Here is a 16,427-nt window from a genome sequence, read left to right as displayed (position 1 = left end):
TGGGATCCAGACCGGGAAAAACCAGTCGACGGGCGTCCCGCGATAGGCGACGATCAACGCATGTTCCGGCAGCCCTTCTTCGAGCTTGTGTCCGCGGTCGCGGACGCGCCGAAGGCTGCCGTCGTCTCTCTCGCAGCGCCTGCCGCGGCCTGCGCATCCGCCTGCCTCGACGGCGCCCGACTCTGACCCTCCCCGGACAGCTCCGACCGGACCCCACCAGGGGAGGGTCGGTCCGGCCCTGGGGTCCTCCTTTCACCCATCGCTGTTCCGAGGAGGAACGGGAGCATGTCCAAGCAGGTCTACGTGCGCACCAAGCCGCATCTGAACATCGGCACCATCGGCCATGTCGACCACGGCAAGACCACGTTGACCGCCGCCATCACCAAGGTGCTCAGCGAGCGCGGCGCCGGCGGCACATACGTCCCCTTCGAGCGCATCGACCGGGCGCCGGAGGAGGCGGCGCGCGGCATCACCATCAACATCGCGCACGTCGAGTACGAGACCGACACCCGCCACTACGCGCATGTCGACATGCCGGGCCACGCCGACTTCATCAAGAACATGGTGACCGGCGCCGCCCAGCTCGACGGGGCGATCCTCGTCGTCTCGGCGCTCGACGGCGTCATGCCGCAGACCGCCGAGCACGTACTGCTCGCCCGTCAGGTGGGGGTGGACCACATCGTGGTCGCCCTCAACAAGGCCGACGCGGGCGACCCGGAGCTCACCGACCTCGTCGAGCTCGAGGTGCGCGAACTGCTGTCCGCGCACGGCTATCCCGGCGAGTCCACCCCCGTCGTACGGGTCTCCGGGCTGCGCGCGCTGGCCGGCGACCCGCGCTGGACCGGCTCCATCGAGGCGCTGCTCGACGCGGTCGACACCTATGTGCCGATGCCGGTGCGCTACACCGACGCGCCGTTCCTGCTCCCGGTGGAGAACGTGCTGACCATCACCGGGCGCGGCACGGTCGTCACCGGCGCCGTCGAGCGCGGCACGGTCCGTGTCGGCGACCATGTGGAGGTGCTGGGCGCCGGCACCACGACGGTGGTCACGGGCGTCGAGACGTTCGGCAAACCGATGGAGTTCGCCGAGGCCGGGGACAACGTGGCGCTGCTGCTGCGGGGCGTCGCGCGGGACACGGTGCGCCGCGGCCATGTGGTCGCCGCGCCCGGCAGTGTGGTGCCCCGGCGGCGCTTCAGCGCGCGGGTGTACGTCCTGTCGACGGCCGAGGGAGGCCGGCGCACGCCGATCTCCACCGGCTACCGCCCGCAGTTCTACATCCGCACGGCCGATATGGTCGGCGATGTCGACCTCGGCGTGACGGGCGTGGCCCGGCCAGGTGACACCGTCACCATGGACGTCGAGCTCGGGCGCGCGCTGCCGCTGGAGTCCGGCCTGGGCTTCGCGATCCGCGAGGGCGGGCGGACGGTGGGCGCGGGCACGGTCATCGCGGTGGCGGACCAGCCGTGAGCCACGGCCGCCCCGGTACTTGAGGCCGCCCCGGTACGCCGGGGGCCGGCCGTACCGGGGCGGCCGTGGCTGCGTGAAGCGCGTGGTCACACGGCACAATATGAGCGTGGACGAGCCGATACCCGTGATCCGTGACGTGGACCACGGCACCGCCAAGCTGATGCCCGACGTGGACCGCCCGCGCGCCTGGCTGCTCACGCTGGACGGCTCCCCCCAGTCGTACGTCGACCTGGACGACCCCACCCACCTGGAGTTCGAGTACGCGCGGCGGCTCGCGCACGTCCTGGAGCTCACCGGCGCCCCCGGTACCCCGCTGGACGTGCTGCACCTGGGCGGCGGGGCGCTGACCCTGCCGCGCTTCGTGGCGGCCGTCCGCCCCGGTTCGCGCCAGGAGGTGATCGAGGCCGACGGCAAGCTGCTGGAGCTGGTCGCCGAGCGGCTGCCGCTGCCCGCCGGGTCGGGGATCGCGGTGCGCCGGGCGGACGCCCGTACCGCGCTGGAGGCCGCACCCGAGGCGTCCGCCGATGTGATCGTGGCCGATGTCTTCGGCGGTGCGCGTGTCCCCGCGCATCTCACCTCCGTCGAGTACGCCCGCGCCGCCGCCCGGGCGCTGCGCCCGGGCGGCCGCTATACGGCCAACCTCGCCGACAGCGCGCCCTTCAGCTTCCTCCGCTCCCAAGTGGCCACGCTCCAAGCAGCCTTCGCCCATCTGTGTCTGATCGCCGAGCCCGCCGTGCTGCGCGGCCGGCGGTTCGGCAACGCGGTGCTCGTGGCCTCGGACGATGAACTGCCCGTCGACGACCTGGCGCGCCGCACCGCCGCCGACGCCTTCCCGGCGCGGGTCGAGCACGGGGCGGCGCTGGAGCGCTTCGTCCAAGGGGCCGCGCCGGTACGGGATGTGGACGCGGTGCCCTCACCGGAGCCGCCGGGCGGCGCGTTCAGTATTGGCTGATTCCGCTCTCCGCGGCGGGCTCGGCGATTTCGGCGGGCTCGGCGTGGGTGGCCGCGGGCGCGGGCGTGCGCCGCCGTAGTCGGCGTACCTCAGGCACCGTCAGCACGGCCAGGGTCAGCAGCAGGATCAGCGCCGAGCACCCCCACAGCGCGGCGGTGCGGCCGAAGGCGCTCTCGGCCGGGCCCGTGAGCGCCGTGGCGACCGGAATCATGGACACCGAGCCGAACCAGTCGTACGCGGCGACCCGCGACAGCTTGTCCTCGGGGATCTCCTGGTGCAGCGCGGTCATCCAGGACACGCCGAACACCTCTATGGAGAGGCCGCCGACGAACATCACCGCGCAGAGGGCGGGGACGGGCAGCGGGACGGCGAGCGCGGCCGACGGGAGGGCGAACGGGAACACGCACACCGTGCCGACCAGCAGCAGCCGTTGCGGCTTCCAGCGCGTCATCAGCAGCCCGCCCAGGACGGTGCCGGCTCCGAACGCGGCGAGGGCGAGCCCCCAGGGCCGCGCGCCGCCCAGGTGCTCCTCGGCGACCAGCGGCCCGTACACCGCCTCGGCTGCCGCCACCACGGCGTTGACCACCGAGAACTGCACCACGATGCTCCACAGCCAGGCCCGGCCGGCCACCTCCTGCCACCCCTCGCGCAGATCCCGCAGCAATCCGCCGCCCGCGCGCCTGGCCACCGGCCCGACGTCGAGGAAGGCGCGCAGGGCTCCGGCGAGGGCGAAGGCGGCGGCGTCGACGACCAGCACCCAGCCGGGGCCGAAGGCCGCGATCAGCGCGCCGCCGAGCGCCGCGCCGCCGATCTGCGAGCCGTTCATGCCCATCCGGAAGACCGCGAAGGCGCGGCCGGCCTGTTCGCCCTCCACGCTGGAGAGCAGCATGCCCTCGGCGGCGGGGGAGAAGAACGCCTGCCCGGTGCCGCCGAGCGCGGCGAGCACGGCCATCTGCCACAGCCGTGCCTCGCCCGACAGCACAAGCGCGGCGAACGCGGCCTGGGACAGGCAGTTGAGGGTGTTGGCCGCGACCATCACGCGGTGCCTCGGCAGCCGGTCCGCGACCGCGCCGCCGATCAGCAGAAAGACCACGAGCGGGATGGTGCGGGCCGCGGCGACGAGGCCGACGTCGCCGCTGTCCCCGCCGGCGTCCAGGACCGCGAACGCCGCCGCGATCAGGGCTCCGGCGTTGCCGAGGCCCGTCACCACGGCGGCGGCGGTCAGCAGGGTGTAGTTGCGGCCGGCCCAGGCGGGGCGGCGGGGGCGGTGGCGCGGGGCCGAGGGGATGGTCACCAGCGGACTATCCCCGGGGGCGGGCTCCGGCGCCAACCGGATTTCGGCCTGATCGGCTCAGGAAGGGAAGCGGCTCAGGAGGGGAGTCGGCTCGGGGGGAGAGTCGGCTCAGGCACCGGACTTCAGCGGCCGCAGCGTGCTCATGACCTTCTTGATGGTCTCGTCGGAAACCTCGTCCTTGACGCCCTTGGCCGCGTAGAGGACCCAGGTCGCCCAGTCGCCGTTGATGTCCGTGTAGGTGACCGTGAACGTTTTGCCGTCCGACGCGCACTTGCCGGTCTTCTTCACACCGGTGACGGTGGCCGCGGCGGAATAGCCCTTGATGCCGTATTTATTGGTGAACTTCTTGGGGAGCTGGGTGAATTTGTAGTCGCCGGTCTCGTTCTGGTCGAACACGGCGTAGAGCCAGTTGTTGGCCTCGGTCTTGGCGGCCTCGGCCTGGCTCTTGGCACCTTGGGCGCCCTTGGTGCCCGCTCCGGCCACGGGGCTCGACAAGGTGACGCCGGTCTTCTTGTCCTTGACCGTGCAGTTGTCCTTCTTGTAATAGGCGGGACCGGTCATCGAGATGATCGGCTTGCCGTCCTTGGAGTAACTGCTCATGGTGTCGGGGGACGCCACATACCAGTCGGTCGGAACGTCGAAGGCGTCGTGGCGCTTGGGGTTGGTGACCGTCTTCCAGCCGGGGATGACCGGCTCGACGGTCTGGCCCACGCGCGGGTTGTCCTCGTCGCTGCCGCCGTCGTCCTGAGAGGGCGTGTCCTTGGCCGAGGACGCGGCTGCGGAGGGCTTCTTGTCGCCCTTCGCGGCGTCCTTCTTGTCGTCGTCCTTGTTGATCACCAGCACGGCGGTCACCGCGGCGGCCGCGACCACCGCCACCGCCGCGACGATGGCGATGACGGCCGTACGGTTTTTCTTCCGCGGCGGCTCGGGCGGGCCCGGCTGCACGGCGGGGGTGCCCCATGCCTGTGTGGGCATGTCGTACATCTGCTGCGGCTGCTGCTGCGGTTGAGCCTGCGGCTGGGGCTGACCCTGAGGCTGCCCCGACTGAGGCGGCTGGGGCTGCTGATACGGATTCGGCTGGTGGTAACCCGGCTGCTGATACGGGTTGGGCTGTTGATACCCCGGCTGCTGATAGGGGTTCGGATTTTGCGGGTTCTGCTCGCCCCCGGGCGGCTGCTGTCCTGGCCACATGGCCAGTAACCATAAAGGGGACCGCAGATGGCGGCTATGGCCGCCCCTTCCCGGTAAACGCTACTGAGTGGTAACTTCGGGCCATGTCAGAGACCCAGCCGTCCATCGGTGAACTGCTCACTGCCACGGTGCCCATGGTGCGCACCCTGAACCTGGAGTACGTCGAGACCTCGGCCGAGCACGCGGTGCTGCGCCTGCCCGACCAGCCCGAGTTCGGCAACCACGTCGGCGGGCCGCATGCGGGCGCCATGTTCACCCTCGCCGAGTCGGCGAGTGGCGCGATCGTGCTCGCCGCGTTCGGTGACCAGCTCTCCCGCGCCGTACCGCTGCCCGTGCGCGCGGAGATCGACTTCAAGAAGGTCGCCAAGGGGATGGTCACCGCGACCGCCCGGCTGGGCCGCCCGGCCGTCGAGGTGATCGCCGAGCTCGACGAGGGCCGGCGCCCCGAGTTTCCGGTCCATGTCGCGATCACCCGCGAGGACGGGGCGGTCACCGGTGAGATGACGGTGATCTGGACCCTGCGCCCCCAGTCGTGACCGTCGTCACCTGTCGGGAACCTTAGTGGTGTCGTGGACCGTCTCCCATGGGGGGAGCGCGGTGGCGAGCGCCGCGCCCATGATCATCGATGCGGCATGTGCGATGTGGCGGCCGCGCGCTGATTGAGTAGGCTTCCCGCCGTGCGCCCAATCGGTGCACGGCGGGAAGAGTACGGGCAATGGGGAGGAACCGGCGTTGCACATTGATCACTGGCTCGAGACCGTTCCGGCGGTCAGCGTCTATCTGCTGGTAGGCGTGGTCATCGGCCTGGAGAGCCTGGGTATCCCGCTTCCCGGGGAGATCATTCTTGTCAGCGCCAGCCTGTTGGCGGCCTCTCAAGACCACATCAATCCGTACATTTTGGGCGCGTCCGCCATCGCGGGAGCGGTCATCGGCGACTCGATCGGCTATCTCATCGGCCATAAGGGCGGTCAGCCGCTGCTGACGTGGCTGGGCCGGAAGTTCCCCAAGCACTTCAGCGCCGAGCACGTGGCCAACGCCGAGCGGTACTTCCAGAAGTGGGGCATGTGGGCGGTCTTCGTGGGCCGCTTCATCGCGCTGCTGCGCATCTTCGCCGGCCCGCTCGCCGGATGTCTGCGCATGCCGTACTGGAAGTTCCTCATCGCCAACGTGCTGGGTGGCATCGTCTGGGCCGGTGGCACCACCGCGGTCATCTACTCGGTCGGCAAGGTCGCCGAGGACTGGCTCAAGCGCTTCTCCTGGCTCGGCCTCGTGGCGGCCCTGCTGTTCGGCCTCGGCTCGATGCTGGTGATGAAGCGGCGGGCGAAGAAGTCCCATGCGGCCGCGCCGGAGGCCGGGTCCGAAGCCGAGGTGGCGTCCGGCGCCGGGCCCGGGACGGCCGAGCCCAACCGGGTCCCGGCCGCCGACTGACCCACCGCGTCCGCTTGGGCTCTGCGTCCGCTCGGGTCCCGTGTCCGCTCAGGCCTGCCGCTCCCGCCGCTCACGCTCCAGCGTGGCGGCGCGGTGGTGGCGGGCCAGCTTCATATAGCCCTCCGCGTTCGCCCGGATGCCCTCCCGCTCCTCCTCGGTCAGCTCCCGCCTGACCTTCGCCGGCACCCCCGCGACCAGCGAGCCCGGCGGCACCTGCATCCCCTGCGGGACCAGCGCCTGCGCGGCGACCAGGGAGCCGGTGCCGATGCGGGCGCCGTTGAGGACGGTGGCGCCCATGCCGACGAGGACATCGTCCTCGATGACACAGCCGTGCAGCACCGCGTTGTGGCCCACCGACACCCGCTCGCCGACGGTGGCCGGGAATCCGGGGTCGGCGTGCATCGTGCAGTTGTCCTGGATATTGCTGCCGGCCCCCACGCTGATCGCCTCGGCGTCGCCGCGCAGCACCGCGTGATACCAGACGCTCGCTCCGGCGCCCAGCGTCACATCGCCGATCACCACGGACGTCGGGGCGGCGAACGCCTCCGGGTCGACCTTCGGCTCCTTGCCGCCCACGCCCGCGATCAACGCCCGCTCCGTCACTGCCCACTCCTCGGTCTCGGCCTGGTGCTACCCACCGCCGCCGTGAACGGCGGTCGGTGGCACCGTAGCCCCGCGAGCCCCACCCTTCACAGGGCGCCCGATCACCCCGTCGCGAGCAGCAGTGATCCGGCCAGCGCCAGCCCGGCTCCGGTGGCCTGCACCGCGCGCAGCCGCTCGCTGAGGACCGCGCGCGCCGCGAGCGCGGTCACGACCGGATAGAGGGCGGCGAGCACCGCGGCGACGGTCACCGGGCCGGTCTGGGCGGCCACGCTGTACGTGCCGTTCCCCGCCACATCGGCCAGGCCCACGAAGGCCAGGGCGGGCAGCGCGGCCCACAGTGCGCGCACGCCCCCGGCGGCCGGGTCGAGCGCCGGGCTGCCGCGCCGTACGGACACATACAGCGCGCCGCCGCCGACCGCCACGTTGCACACCCGCTGGACGAACAGCGCCAGGAACAGCCCGGTCAGTGTGGTGGACGCCGCGGCGATCAGTGTCATGACCGACCCGAAGCCGACCGCCGCGACCAGCGTGAGCATCAGCGTCCGCCGCTGTACGGACGTGCCGCCGGTCTGCGGCCCGCTCGCCAGCACGACCCCGGCCACCGCGACCGCGATCCCGGCGAACTGCGGCAGGCCGGGCCGCTCACCGAGGGCCAGCCCGACGCCGAGGGGGACGGCCACGCTGCCGAGCGCGCCGATCGGCGAGACGACCCCCATCGGGCCGAGCGCCAATGCCCGGTAGAAGCACAGCATCCCGACCGGCCCCACCACGCCCGCCGCGACGGCGTACCACAACTGCGGCCCAACCTCCGTCCATCCGCCACTGGCCGTGACGATGGCGCCCAGGACGACGACCGCGATGCCCTGGGAGACGACGACCACGGTGAGGGCGGGGGTGCGCCGGGTGAGAAGCCCTCCGCCGAAGTCGGCCAGGCCCAGCAGGACGCTGGTGGCCAGAGCGAAGAGTGCGGACATGGTGAGACCTCGCCGTACAGTGTGGTGAACCATTGGAAGTGCAGCAGTGCGGAGTGCACCACCGTAGTTCAGTTTGTTCGACTACGCCATTTAGAATATTGGACGGACGGACCGTGACGGACCTCGATCAGCTCACCCAGTCGCTCGCCCGCAACCTCAAGCGCTGGCGCAATGAGCGCGGCTTCACCCTGGACGCCCTCGCGGCCCGCTCCGGGGTCAGCCGAGGCATGATCATCCAGATCGAGCAGGCCCGTACCAATCCGAGCGTCGGCACCACGGTCAAGCTCGCCGACGCGCTCGGGGTGAGCATCACCACCCTGCTCGACTACGAGAGCGGCCCCAAGGTCCAGCTCGTCCCCGCCACCCAGGCGGTGCGGATGTGGACCACCGACGCCGGCAGCTACACCGCGCTCCTCGTCGGCACAGAGGCGCGCGGACCGCTGGAGATGTGGGAGTGGCGGCTGATGCCGGGTGACGGCAGCGACTCGGATCCGCATCCGTCCGGCACCTTCGAGCTGCTGTATGTCACGGCGGGCGAGCTGACGCTGACCGTCGGGGACGAGACCTACCGGGTCCCGGCCGGCACCTCTGCGGCCTTCGAGGCGAGCGCCCCCCACGGCTACCGCAACGACGGGGCGCAGACGGTGGAGATGACCATGACCGTCTCGGTGCCCCCGGCGCGCTGAGACGGCGGCTCTCGCCCTCTGGACGGCCTGCTAGCTTCGACCGCATGAGTACGCCGATGGACGCTTTCGACGACCACCGTCCCGCCGTCGAATGCCTCGACCTGCTGACCGCCCCGGTGGCCGACGCGCTGCGCGCCTGGCGCGGCCCGGTACCGGTGGAGCAGGTGCTGTACGTGGACACCGACCCGGACAAGGCCGACACGGCCGTGCTCGTGGAGCACTACGGGGCCTGGCTGGTCGAGCAGTCCGCGAACTGCGTGGTGGTCGCGGGCAAGCGCGGTGGCGAGGTCACGCTCGCCGCCTGTGTGGTCCTCTCCCACACCCGGGTGGACGTCAACGGCGCGGTGCGCCGCCGGCTCGGCGCCCGCAAGGCATCGTTCGCGCCGATGGACACCGCGCTCGGGGAGACCGGTATGGAGTTCGGCGGCGTCACGCCCCTCGGCCTGCCCGCCGGCTGGCCGGTCCTGGTCGACGCGGCCGTCGCCGACACCCCGTACGTGCTCATCGGCAGCGGCCGCCGCCGCGGCAAGCTGATCCTGCCGGGCAAGGCGCTCGCCGCGCTGCCGGGGGCCGAGCTGCTGGAGGGCCTCGGCGTCTGACCCGCCGGGTACGGGGCCTGGTGCGGGCCGGCCGGGCAACGGGCCCGGGGTCAGCCCAGCCGGGGCAGTTCGATGGCGGGGCAGCGGTCCATCACCATGGCGAGCCCCGCGGCGCGGGTGCGCTCGTACGCCGCCTCGTCGACCACGCCGAGCTGGTACCACACGGCCTTGGCCCCGATGGCCACGGCCTCGTCGGCGACCGCGCCGGCGAGGTCGCTGTTGACGAACACGTCCACGACGTCCACCTCGAAGGGGATGTCGGACAGCGACGCGTACCCCTGCTCCCCGTGCACCGTCTCGGCCTTCGGGTGCACGGGGACGATCCGCTTGCCGTACCGCTGGAGCACATCCGCGACCCGGTACGCCGCGCGCGTCTGGTTCGAGGAGAGCCCCACCACCGCCCAGGTGTCACCGAGCTCGGTGAGGATCTTGCGGATCTCCGCCGGATCGCCGTACACGCCTGCCTCCTGTGGCCGGATGGTCATCTGGGATCGGCAACCAGGACAGGTGCTGGGCCATTCCCCCGGCGCTCCCCGAACGACAAAGGCACAACGACGAAGGCATGACGACAAGGACATAGGGTGGCCGGATGCAGGAGCGGTACCGGACGGTCGCGCGCGAGGGCGTGCATGAGATCGAGATCAACAAGTCGCGCTTCCTGTGCTCCCTCGCGCCCGCCGCGACCGAGCACGAAGCCCAGGACTTCATCCGGCGCGTCCGCGAACAGCACCCCACCGCCACCCACAACTGCTACGCGTATGTCATCGGCGCCGACGGCGGTGTCCAGAAGGCGAGCGACGACGGGGAGCCGGGCGGCACGGCGGGGGTGCCGATGCTCCAGATGCTGCTGCGCCGCGAGATGCGGTACGTGGTGGCCGTCGTCACCCGCTACTACGGCGGTGTGAAGCTCGGTGCGGGCGGGCTGATCCGCGCGTACGGCGGGGTGGTCGGCGAGGCACTGGACGCGCTGGGCACCGTCACCCGGCAGCGGTTCCGGCTGGCGACCGTCACCGTCGGCCACGATCGGGCCGGCCGGCTCGAGAACGACCTCCGGGCGACCGGGCGCGCGGTGCGCGGCGTGCGGTACGCCGAGGCCGTGACGATCGAACTGGGCCTCCCCGACGCGGACGTCGACGCCTTCCGCGCCTGGCTGGCGGACGCCACCGCGGGCACCGCCGCCCTCGAACTGGGCGGCGAGGCGTACCAGGACGCCCCGGGCGGCTGACCCCTTTGGCCTGTTGACGCGGCGGGATGCCGTTTGTACGGGGTTTGCAACAGTGGATGACATGAGTGGTGATCATGGAGCGGTGCGACGGTACCGTGACGAGGGATAACGGTGATGAGTTGATTGGGACACGCACCGGAACGGGAAGCGGGACAGGAACGGGGGCCGCCGATGGAACTGGCTGAGCACATAGCCGCGGTGCGCGCGGGGGCGGGCGATCCGGCCGCGATGGTCGGCGAGTTCCGGCGCACGGCGGTGCTCGTGCCGGTGGCCGACGGCGGTTTCATGACGGCCGAATACGGTGGCATCCGCTGGATCTACGCGTTCACCGACGAGTCCGCGCTGGCCCGGTTCGCCACCGCACGCGGTTCCGACCCCGCCCAGGAGTGGGAGTACGCGGCCGTGCTCGGGGCGCGGCTGCTGGATGTGATGGTGCCGGAGATGGGCCGCCCCGCGGGTGTCGCGGTGGACGTGGCGGACGAGGACGGGTCGATGATGTTCCCGCCGGTGCACGGGATCGTCCCGGATGAGGTCGCGGTGGACGTGGACGAGAACGGGAACCACATCGGGGACGGCGACGAGCGGGCACAGGGGGCCGGGCAGTGAGCAAAGACGGGGATCTCAATGTCGGTAAGGAGTCCGTGGACCTGATCACCAAGGGTCTGCGGGCGGCGATCGGCGAGCTCAAGGATGTCGGGGACAACACCGGCGCCCTCCAGGGCTCCGGGTTCTCGGATATGACGATGTCCAAGATGGAGGCCGGGGGCAAGGGGCTGGCCGACGCGTTCGAGGGGTTCTGCGACCGCTGGGAGTGGGGGGTCCGGGCGCTGGTCCAGGACGCCAACGAGATCGCCAACCGGCTGGGTCTGGCCGCGGGTGTGATGTGGGAAGAGGACCAGTACTGGGGCAACACGCTGAAGGTCACGGTGAACGCCCTGTCGTCGACCGGCAATCCGCATCTGTCGGAGGAGGAGGTCGCCAAGCAGAGCTGGGGCGACATCTTCACCCCGGACATGCCGGACTACAGCTCGGCGTCCTGGGACCGGGCCGGCGACGAGATGGCGCAGACCTGGAAGGACACCGGGCGCTCGCTGCTCACCGAGGGCCGGGGCGGTATGCAGACCGACCTGATGAACCAGGCGCTCGGTATCGACGACAAGACCTTCAACCAGCAGCTCGACGAGACCTTCGGCCCCTCACCCGAGGAGCGCGCGAGGCAGCAGGGGCAGCAAGAGGGCGAGTAGACGAGGGCCCGTAGGAGGGCCGGCGGCACACAGTTCGACAGCCATCGCGGATGGCCGGCACGTCAACGCTGATCGGGGGATAGGCGTCCATGGGTCTTGGGGATTTCGTTCCGGACTTCGTCGAGGACTGGGTCGAGGACCGGGTCGAAGATGTCGGCGAGGTCGTCGACGACGTGGGGGACTGGACCGCGGACCGGCTGGATGACGTCGGCTGGGAGAGCGGTGCGGACTGGGTCCGGGACAAGTCCGACTCGGTGGCGAACGCGCTGGGTGCGGACGTCGACGAGATGCAGCTCGGGGAGACCGAGGACCCGAAGAAGCTGGTGCACGGCAGCCCCGACAAGCTCCGCTCCACGGCGGGCCATCTGAGGGACTTCCAGACCGCGTTCGACAATGTGGGCAAGGGGTTGCAGGGGCTGGACGCCGCCCATCTCAAGGGCAAGTCGGCGGACGCCTTCCGGGAGAGTGTGTCGGTCGAGCCGAAGAAGTGGTTCACGGCCGCGGACGCGTGTGAGAAGGCGGCCGCGTCGCTGGAGAGCTTCGCGGGCACGGTGGCATGGGCGCAGAAGCAGGCCGAGGACGCGATCGCGCGCTACAACAAGGGCAAGAAGTCGTCGGATGACGCCCGGTCGGCACACAACGACAAGGTGTCGGCGTACAACAAGGCGGTCGACGCGTACAACGCCAAGCCCGCCGATCAGCGTGACAAGTCGACGCTGCCGGAGAAGCCGGGGGAGTTCCACGACCCGGGCACCGCGGACCTCGCCGCCGCCCGGGACATCCTGAGCGAGGCGCGGCGGCAGCGTAACGAGGCCCATACGACAGCGAAGACCGCGGTGGAGACGGCGCGCGACAAGGCGCCGGACAAGCCCTCGTACGGCAAGCAGCTGCTGGACGGCCTGAACGGGCTCAACCTGGACGCTTCGCATTTCGTCGGCGGCATCGTCAAGGGCACCGCGGGCATCGCCAACTTCGCGCGGCAGATCAACCCGCTGGACCCGTACAACCTCACGCATCCGGCGGAGTACGTCACCAACCTCAACAGCACCGTCGCCGGTCTGGTGCGGATGTCCAACGACCCGCTGGGGACGTTGGGCGACATGTGGGACACCTTCAAGAAGGACCCCTCCGAAGGGCTCGGGCGGCTCGTGCCCGAGCTGATCGGCACCAAGGGGCTCGGCGGCATCAAGAAGGTCGCGACCCTCGGCAGGCGTGCGGCAGAGCTGAAGCCGCCGGGCCGTGGCCTCCTGGACGAGGGCGGACCCCACGGGCGCAACACCCCCGACGGCGTGAAGGAGACCACGGGGTCGGACCCGATCGACTTCGCGACGGGCCGGATGTTCCTGCCGCAGACGGACATCACCCTGCCCGGTGTGCTGCCGCTGGAGTTCCACCGACGGGTCGAGTCGGGGTACCGGGCGGGGCGGTGGTTCGGGCCGTCGTGGTCGAGTACGGCCGATCAGCATCTGGAGATCGGGCCGGAGGGCGTGGTGTTCGTCTGCGAGGACGGCCGGCTGCTCGACTATCCGCACCCCGCACCCGACCTGCCCACCCTGCCCAAGGCGGGCGTCGCCCGCTGGCCCCTGGAGCGCACCGTCGACGGGGACTACACCGTCATCGACCGTGACACCGGCCGCACCTACCGCTTCACGGCTCCCGCGGGCGGCGTCGACGGCATCGCGCCGATCGAGGAGATCCACGACCGCAACGGCAACCGGATCAGCTTCCACTACGCCGCCGACGGCACGCCGACCGAGATCGTGCACTCGGCGGGCTACCACCTGAAATTCACGACGCAGGACGGCCGGATCACCGCGCTGCGCCTGGCGGGCGCAGCCCCCGACGGCTCCGATATGACGGTGCTCCGCTACGGCTACACCGACGGCAACCTCACCGAGGTCATCAACTCCTCAGGGCTGCCCCTGCGGTTCGAGTACGACGACGACCGCCGGGTGATCTCCTGGACGGACACCAACGACCGCCGCTACGACTACGTCTACGACAACCTTCACCGCTGCATCGCCGAGGGCGGCACCGAAGGCCATGTCTCCATCCGCGTCGACTACCACGGCGTCGACCAGCGCACCGGCCACCGGATCACCACCGTCACCAGCGCAGCCGGCCACACCCTCAAGTACCTCGTCGACGAGGCATACCGGGTCGTCGGCGAGATCGACCAGCTGGGCGCGTACTCCCGCACCGAATACGACCGCCACGGCCGGCTGCTGGCCCACACCGACGCCCTCGGCCACCGCACCGCGTACGCCTACGACGAGCACGGCCGGCTGGAGACCATCACCCGCCCCGACGGCGAGCACGCGACCATCCGCCACAACGACCTGGGCCTGCCCGTCTCCATCACGGGCGTGGACGGGGCCACGCAGACCTACGCCTACGACGAACGCGGCAACCGCCTCGCCGTCACCGACCCGGCCGGAGCCACCACCCGTTACACCTACGACGACCTCGGCCGGCTGACCTCGGTCAGCAACGCCCTGGACGAGACCACCCGGGTGCGCTGTGACCCGGCCGGCCTGCCCGTGGAGATCACCGATCCGCTGGGCGCGGTCACCATCTGCCGCCACGACGCGTTCGGCCGCCCGGTCGCCGTCGCCGATCCGCTCGGCGCGACGACCCGGATGGAGTGGTCGGTCGAGGGCAAGCTGCTGCGCCGCATCGACCCCGACGGCAGCCAGGAGGCATGGACGTACGACGGCGAGGGCAACTGCACCCACCACGTCAACGCGGCCGGCGGGGTGACGTCGTACGAGTACACGCACTTCGATCTGCTCGCCGCGCGGACCGGCCCGGGCGGGGCGCGCTACGAGTTCCAGCACGACGCCGAGCTGCGGCTGGCCAAGGTCACCGGCCCCCAGGGGCTGACCTGGGCTTACGAGTACGACCCGGCGGGCCGGCTGATCTCCGAGACCGACTTCGACGACCGTACGATCCGCTACGAGCACGACGCCGCGGGCCAGTTGGTCGCGCGCACCACGCCGCTGGGCGAGCAGATCGCCTTCGAGCGCGATGTGCTCGGCCGCGTGGTCACCAAGGACGCCGCCGGACGGACCACCAGCTACGGCTATGACGCGGTCGGCCGCCTGATCTCGGCCGCCGGACCGGACGCGGAGCTCGTCCTCCAGCGGGACCGGCTGGGCCAGGTGAAATGCGAGATGGTGGACGGGCGGGTCCTGACCCACCGTTACGATCCGCTGGGCCGCCGCATCCGCCGCACCACCCCCGGCGGAGCCACCACCAGCTACGCCTACGACGCCGCGGGCCGCCGCACCACCCTCACCGCCTCGGGCCACACCCTCGGCTTCGAGCGCGACGCCGTCGGCCGCGAGACCACCCGGCTCATCGGGGACGAACTGGCCCTGACCCAGCACTGGGACCTGAAGGGCCGGCTCACCGAACAGGCCCTGACCGGGCCGGCCGCCGGAACCGTCCAGCGCCGTGCGTACACCTACCGGGCCGACGGCCACCTCGCCGCGGTCGACGACGCGCTCCGCGGCCGCCGCACCTTCGAACTGGACGCCGTCGGCCGGGTCACCGCGGTCCACGCCCAGCGCTGGAGCGAGACCTACGCCTATGACGAGGCGGGCAACCAGACCCAGGCGTCCTGGCCGGACAAGCACCCCGGCGCGGAGGCCACCGGCGAGCGCGCGTACACCGGCACCCGTATCACCCGCGCGGGCCGGGTCCGCTACGAACACGACGCGGCCGGGCGGATCACCCTGCGGCAGAAGAACCGGCTGTCGAAGAAGCCCGACACCTGGCGCTACGAGTGGGACGCCGAGAACCGGCTGACCTCCCTCACCACCCCCGACGGCACGGTGTGGCGCTACCTGTACGATCCGCTCGGCCGCCGCATCGCCAAGCAGCGGCTGGCCGCGGACGGCGAAACGGTCCTGGAGCGGACCGACTTCACCTGGGACGACGCCACCCTCGTCGAGCAGACGACCACCGCGCCGGGCGGCCCCGGCCAGATCGTCATGACCTGGGACCACGACGGCCTCCACCCCGTCGCCCAGTCCGAGCGCATCACGGACGCCACCGGAGCGCGGGAGGTCGACCGGCGCTTCTTCGCCATCGTCACCGACCTGGTCGGCACCCCCACCGAACTCGTCGACGAGAGCGGCGCGATCGCCTGGCGCACCCGCACCACCCTGTGGGGCACCACCACTTGGCCCCGCGGCAGCGGCGCGTACACCCCGCTGCGCTTCCCCGGCCAGTACTACGACCCCGAAAGCGGGCTGCACTACAACGTCCACCGCTACTACGACCCGGAGACCGCCCGCTACGCCAGCCCCGACCCCCTGGGGCTGACCCCCGCGCCCAACCCGGCCGCCTACGTCCACAACCCGCACACCTGGAGCGACCCGCTCGGTCTCGCGCCCGACTACAACAAGTCGCCGGGACGGCTGTCGGATCCTCTTCCGCAGGGGCTGCCGAAGACATTCGTCTCCGCCTACGACGAGATCAGGGCGGGCAGGGGGATCCACCAGCGGGATCCGCACACCGGCCAGCCGCAGGTGTTCGAAGGGACCCACGCCCCGCACGAGAGGCCATGGGCGGGTGCGGAGGAATACGCGGTGCCGGGGGCGAAGAACATAGGAGAAGCTCGCATTCTGGTGAAAACCCTCCCCGACGGCCGCAAGGTGATGGGGTGGACGACCGACCACTACAAGACGATCCATCCGTTCACGGCGCCGCACTTCCCGGACAGCGGCTGGAAGTAGGCCGGGGCGGGGCGGGGCGGGG

15 protein-coding genes are annotated in these 16,427 nt (G+C 71.2%); 10 read left to right on the top strand and 5 right to left on the bottom strand.

Translation table 11 applies throughout. The features are described 5' to 3' along the window. Positions 1-285 precede the first annotated feature (285 nt). Together tuf and ACFV2X_RS15475 are read left to right on the top strand one after the other, a co-directional pair. Positions 286-1,467: an elongation factor Tu gene (gene tuf / locus ACFV2X_RS15480; RefSeq protein WP_385616330.1), complete on the top strand. Its 1,182-nt coding sequence runs from the start codon at positions 286-288 to the stop codon at positions 1,465-1,467. Positions 1,468-1,567: 100 nt separating this feature from the next. After that, positions 1,568-2,419: a spermidine synthase gene (locus ACFV2X_RS15475; RefSeq protein ID WP_385616328.1), complete on the top strand. Its 852-nt coding sequence runs from the start codon at positions 1,568-1,570 to the stop codon at positions 2,417-2,419. Here ACFV2X_RS15475 and ACFV2X_RS15470 read toward each other — a convergent pair. Both ACFV2X_RS15470 and ACFV2X_RS15465 read right to left on the bottom strand, forming a co-directional pair. Further along, positions 2,406-3,713, bottom strand: a complete 1,308-nt coding sequence (locus ACFV2X_RS15470) for an MFS transporter (RefSeq protein WP_385616326.1) — start codon at positions 3,711-3,713, stop codon at positions 2,406-2,408. The two genes, ACFV2X_RS15475 and ACFV2X_RS15470, sit on opposite strands and share 14 nt — an antisense overlap. Positions 3,714-3,821: 108 nt before the next feature. Beyond that, positions 3,822-4,688, bottom strand: a complete 867-nt coding sequence (locus ACFV2X_RS15465; protein WP_385616324.1) for a hypothetical protein — start codon at positions 4,686-4,688, stop codon at positions 3,822-3,824. A gap of 299 nt (positions 4,689-4,987) precedes the next feature. Between ACFV2X_RS15465 and ACFV2X_RS15460 the strand changes: the two genes are divergently transcribed. Together ACFV2X_RS15460 and ACFV2X_RS15455 are read left to right on the top strand one after the other, a co-directional pair. Continuing rightward, positions 4,988-5,440: a DUF4442 domain-containing protein gene (locus ACFV2X_RS15460; RefSeq protein WP_385616322.1), complete on the top strand. Its 453-nt coding sequence runs from the start codon at positions 4,988-4,990 to the stop codon at positions 5,438-5,440. 196 nt (positions 5,441-5,636) lie between these two features. Next, positions 5,637-6,332 (top strand): DedA family protein, encoded by a 696-nt coding sequence (locus ACFV2X_RS15455; RefSeq protein WP_385616320.1) that lies wholly within the window; start codon positions 5,637-5,639, stop codon positions 6,330-6,332. 48 nt (positions 6,333-6,380) lie between these two features. Here the strand turns inward: ACFV2X_RS15455 and ACFV2X_RS15450 are convergent, their stop codons facing one another. Together ACFV2X_RS15450 and ACFV2X_RS15445 are read right to left on the bottom strand one after the other, a co-directional pair. Beyond that, positions 6,381-6,935: a gamma carbonic anhydrase family protein gene (locus tag ACFV2X_RS15450; RefSeq protein WP_385616318.1), complete on the bottom strand. Its 555-nt coding sequence runs from the start codon at positions 6,933-6,935 to the stop codon at positions 6,381-6,383. Positions 6,936-7,036: 101 nt separating this feature from the next. Beyond that, on the bottom strand, positions 7,037-7,909 hold the full coding sequence (locus tag ACFV2X_RS15445) for an EamA family transporter (RefSeq protein ID WP_385616316.1): 873 nt from the start codon (positions 7,907-7,909) through the stop codon (positions 7,037-7,039). Between the two features lie 113 nt (positions 7,910-8,022). Between ACFV2X_RS15445 and ACFV2X_RS15440 the strand changes: the two genes are divergently transcribed. Both ACFV2X_RS15440 and ACFV2X_RS15435 read left to right on the top strand, forming a co-directional pair. Further along, complete coding sequence (locus tag ACFV2X_RS15440; RefSeq protein WP_385616314.1) at positions 8,023-8,595, top strand: helix-turn-helix domain-containing protein; 573 nt, start codon at positions 8,023-8,025, stop codon at positions 8,593-8,595. 44 nt (positions 8,596-8,639) lie between these two features. Further along, entirely contained in the window at positions 8,640-9,194 is a 555-nt protein-coding gene (locus ACFV2X_RS15435; protein ID WP_385616312.1) for a YbaK/EbsC family protein, read from the top strand. Positions 9,195-9,244: 50 nt separating this feature from the next. Here ACFV2X_RS15435 and ACFV2X_RS15430 read toward each other — a convergent pair whose 3' ends face one another. Next, a complete protein-coding gene (locus tag ACFV2X_RS15430; RefSeq protein WP_385616311.1) occupies positions 9,245-9,652 on the bottom strand; it encodes a CoA-binding protein in 408 nt (135 codons plus the stop codon). Between the two features lie 131 nt (positions 9,653-9,783). On the opposite strand from ACFV2X_RS15430, the gene ACFV2X_RS15425 reads away from it, so the two are divergent. From ACFV2X_RS15425 to ACFV2X_RS15410, 4 genes are all read left to right on the top strand, one after another. Next, the gene (locus ACFV2X_RS15425) at positions 9,784-10,419 is read left to right on the top strand and encodes a YigZ family protein (protein WP_089511754.1); all 636 of its coding nucleotides are present in this window, start codon (positions 9,784-9,786) and stop codon (positions 10,417-10,419) included. Positions 10,420-10,590: 171 nt separating this feature from the next. Then, positions 10,591-11,025 carry an SseB family protein gene (locus ACFV2X_RS15420; protein ID WP_385616309.1) on the top strand — a complete coding sequence of 145 codons (435 nt, stop codon included), beginning with the start codon at positions 10,591-10,593 and terminating at the stop codon, positions 11,023-11,025. Further along, positions 11,022-11,663: a hypothetical protein gene (locus ACFV2X_RS15415; protein ID WP_385616307.1), complete on the top strand. Its 642-nt coding sequence runs from the start codon at positions 11,022-11,024 to the stop codon at positions 11,661-11,663. Before ACFV2X_RS15420 ends, ACFV2X_RS15415 begins: the two co-directional genes overlap by 4 nt. 89 nt (positions 11,664-11,752) lie before the next feature. After that, positions 11,753-16,405 carry a putative T7SS-secreted protein gene (locus tag ACFV2X_RS15410; protein WP_385616305.1) on the top strand — a complete coding sequence of 1,551 codons (4,653 nt, stop codon included), beginning with the start codon at positions 11,753-11,755 and terminating at the stop codon, positions 16,403-16,405. Positions 16,406-16,427 lie beyond the last annotated feature (22 nt).

Source organism: Streptomyces sp. NPDC059679 (assembly GCF_042734105.1).
Taxonomy (GTDB): Bacteria; Actinomycetota; Actinomycetes; order Streptomycetales; family Streptomycetaceae; genus Streptomyces.
This window is presented reverse-complemented; position numbering and strand designations above follow the sequence as displayed.

Bases quoted from the DNA above. Each gene is read 5' to 3' on its own strand.
- tuf (WP_385616330.1), top strand. From the start codon at position 286: ATGTCCAAGCAGGTCTACGTGCGCACCAAGCCGCATCTGAACATCGGC.
- ACFV2X_RS15475 (WP_385616328.1), top strand. From the start codon at position 1,568: ATGAGCGTGGACGAGCCGATACCCGTGATCCGTGACGTGGACCACGGC.
- ACFV2X_RS15465 (WP_385616324.1), bottom strand. From the start codon at position 4,688: ATGCCCACACAGGCATGGGGCACCCCCGCCGTGCAGCCGGGCCCGCCC.
- ACFV2X_RS15460 (WP_385616322.1), top strand. From the start codon at position 4,988: ATGTCAGAGACCCAGCCGTCCATCGGTGAACTGCTCACTGCCACGGTG.
- ACFV2X_RS15445 (WP_385616316.1), bottom strand. From the start codon at position 7,909: ATGTCCGCACTCTTCGCTCTGGCCACCAGCGTCCTGCTGGGCCTGGCC.
- ACFV2X_RS15435 (WP_385616312.1), top strand. From the start codon at position 8,640: ATGAGTACGCCGATGGACGCTTTCGACGACCACCGTCCCGCCGTCGAA.
- ACFV2X_RS15425 (WP_089511754.1), top strand. From the start codon at position 9,784: ATGCAGGAGCGGTACCGGACGGTCGCGCGCGAGGGCGTGCATGAGATC.
- ACFV2X_RS15420 (WP_385616309.1), top strand. From the start codon at position 10,591: ATGGAACTGGCTGAGCACATAGCCGCGGTGCGCGCGGGGGCGGGCGAT.
- ACFV2X_RS15410 (WP_385616305.1), top strand. From the start codon at position 11,753: ATGGGTCTTGGGGATTTCGTTCCGGACTTCGTCGAGGACTGGGTCGAG.